Source organism: Inquilinus limosus, from assembly GCF_002195995.1.
GTDB lineage: Bacteria > Pseudomonadota > Alphaproteobacteria > DSM-16000 > Inquilinaceae > Inquilinus > Inquilinus limosus_C.
Map to the genome: position 1 here is coordinate 1 of NZ_NHON01000208.1, position 2,172 is coordinate 2,172.

At 71.9% G+C, this 2,172-nt stretch carries 3 protein-coding genes and 1 pseudogene; 2 read left to right on the forward strand and 2 right to left on the reverse strand.

Features of this window, described 5'->3' with window-relative positions:
- Positions 1–126: pseudogene (locus BWR60_RS36755) on the forward strand (IS4 family transposase); the annotation flags it as partial.
- Positions 127–324: 198 nt separating this feature from the next.
- Here the strand turns inward: BWR60_RS36755 and BWR60_RS35940 are convergent.
- Entirely contained in the window at positions 325–525 is a 201-nt protein-coding gene (locus tag BWR60_RS35940; protein ID WP_088158139.1) for an SHOCT domain-containing protein, read from the reverse strand.
- A 56-nt stretch (positions 526–581) separates the two neighbouring features.
- On the reverse strand, positions 582–1,460 hold the full coding sequence (locus BWR60_RS35945; RefSeq protein ID WP_088158141.1) for a DUF4743 domain-containing protein: 879 nt from the start codon (positions 1,458–1,460) through the stop codon (positions 582–584).
- Between the two features lie 163 nt (positions 1,461–1,623).
- Between BWR60_RS35945 and BWR60_RS38540 the strand changes: the two genes are divergently transcribed.
- Positions 1,624–2,112, forward strand: a complete 489-nt coding sequence (locus BWR60_RS38540; RefSeq protein WP_230983284.1) for a hypothetical protein — start codon at positions 1,624–1,626, stop codon at positions 2,110–2,112.
- Positions 2,113–2,172 lie beyond the last annotated feature (60 nt).

Consider the following 2,172-nt stretch of genomic DNA (forward strand, 5'->3'; position numbering starts at 1 on the left):
TCACCGCTCGCCTTCGCTCGCCTGGTCCGCGCCAACCTCATGCAGCGCAGGCGCATCGACCGCCTGCTCCTGCCCGACCCTATCCCTCTCTCCAATCCAGACCAATTGATGCTCCAATGGGCCTGAAACTAAACCGGACAGCCGTGGGCTTGACCCGAGGATMCAGGGGCGGCCAGAGCGGCTTTTGGTGGCCCCTGGATTGCCGGGTCAAGCCCGGCAATGACAATAAAAGTTGAGATCAGGGACTCTATCCACAACCCCAAAAGCTTAACCGGACAGCCGTGGGTCAAGCCCGGCAATGACAGGGAAGGCGAGGGGCGACCCTCACTTGTCCAGGATCTTCTCGCGCTGCTCTTCGTACTCGTCCTGGGTGATCGCGCCCTGGCGGTAGGCATTGTCCAGGTCGATCAGCTCCTGCCCCGTCGTCGCGCCGGCGGTGCCGGGCGGCGGCGTGTGGCTGCTGCCGCCGCAGGCGGCGACCGGAAGGGCCAGTCCGAGGGCGAGGGCGAACGGCAGGATTCGCATGGGATCTCCAAGGGCGACGACGGCTGTTGAACGCCACGCGCCGGCATTTGTTCCTGTCAGCCGGCGCGGGGATGGGACGGCGGATCGGTAGGCTCGCGCAAGCCGCGGCACAGCGCCAGATAATCCGGCTCCTCCGGCCCGACGATGCCGCGCCGGATGGCCAGGTCGATGATCACCAGCGCGACGTTGAACTTGAAATCCTCGGTGTCGCGCAGCTGCTCCAGCACCGCCGCCAGCGGCCGGCGCGCGAAGCTCTCGACCTCGCCGTCGGTGTTGCGCGGCGTGAAGTCCGGGGCCAGCGCCAGGTCGTAGACGAACAGCGTGTCGCGGCGCAGCCCCTCGGCCGTGTCCATCATGTAGGTGATGGCGCCGGCCGGCACTGCCCGCCGCGCCAGCTCCGCCGGGATCGCGGCCTCCTCGGCGCATTCCTTGACCAGGTTCTCGGCCAGGGAGAGGCCGGCTGGCTGGCCGCCGGCGACGAGGTTGTCGAGCTTGCCGGGCGCCAGCGCCCGGTCCGCCGCGCGCTTGGCGACCCACAGCAGCGGGCCGTCCGCCGCCTCGACCACGCCGTTGAGATGGATGCCGAAGGACTTGATGCCCAGCGCCACCGCGGCGCCGCGGTCGACCGTCGCCAGCAGCGGCGCGCCCCATTCGGAGACCATCGGATAGCGCTCGTCGCGCCGCTTGCGCACCAGCCCGGCCTCGATCAGCCGGTCGGTGATCTCCTCCAGCGCCGCGGCCCGCGCCTCCGGCCCGTCCAGCCGCTCGTCCAGCCGCCAGCCGCGCCCCTCCGGCCGCAGCGGGCCGGGCCGGCGGTCGAGCAGATCGGCCACGGGCGGGGCCACCCAGCCGGCGACGGTATCGCCGATCCGCCAGGGGCGCAGCCGGGCGGAATCATGGGCGGTGCAGGCGCGGAGTCGGTCGAGCAGGCTCATGCATTCCCTCTAGAGCAAGTCGTGTCCCGGCGAAACCGCGATCCTTCGCCGCCCGGCCCGGGCGGGCACGCAAGGCGTGCAACCGGCGGCCGGAAGGCTTACCTTGGCGCCACCGCGGCCGGGGCAACCCGGGCCGCCGGAGCGGGGTTGCGAGGAGTGGCGCGTGCGGCAGGTGGGGATCAGTCGGATCGCGACGGCGGGCGGGGCGGCGCTGCTGCTGCTGGCCCTGGCCGGGCCGGCTGCGGCGGCGGTCGACCTCGGCAGCCTGTCGGCCGACGACATGCGGGCGCTGCAGCGCATCCTCGAGACCGAGCGCACCAACGCGTCGAAGCGCCTGCCCTCCGGCCTGTCCGTCACCGTGATCAAGACCCAGACCTCGCCGCGCGTCTGCCGCATCTTCCGCATCGGCCGGGGCGGGCAGGAGGGCCAGGCGGTGGGATGCCGGATCGGGGCCCAGCGCTGGGCGCTGAACGCCTCGATCGATGCCGCCCAGGCCGCGCCGGTCGACCCGTCGCCGGAGCAGCCGGTGGTGCGGCCGAAGGTGGTGGCGCAGTCGCGGCCGATCCAGAATTCCGAGGATGAGGGCGTGGAGGAGGCCGGGGCCGCGCCCGCTCCAACGCCTTCGCATCGACGTCCATCAGCCGGATGGTGAAGCCGCTCTGGGCGCCGACCTGGGCGATGCCGCTGCCCATCTGTCCCGCACCGATGACGC

Coding starts and splice junctions, on each gene's coding strand:
- BWR60_RS35940 (WP_088158139.1), bottom strand. CDS start 525: ATGCGAATCCTGCCGTTCGCCCTCGCCCTCGGACTGGCCCTTCCGGTC.
- BWR60_RS35945 (WP_088158141.1), bottom strand. CDS start 1,460: ATGAGCCTGCTCGACCGACTCCGCGCCTGCACCGCCCATGATTCCGCC.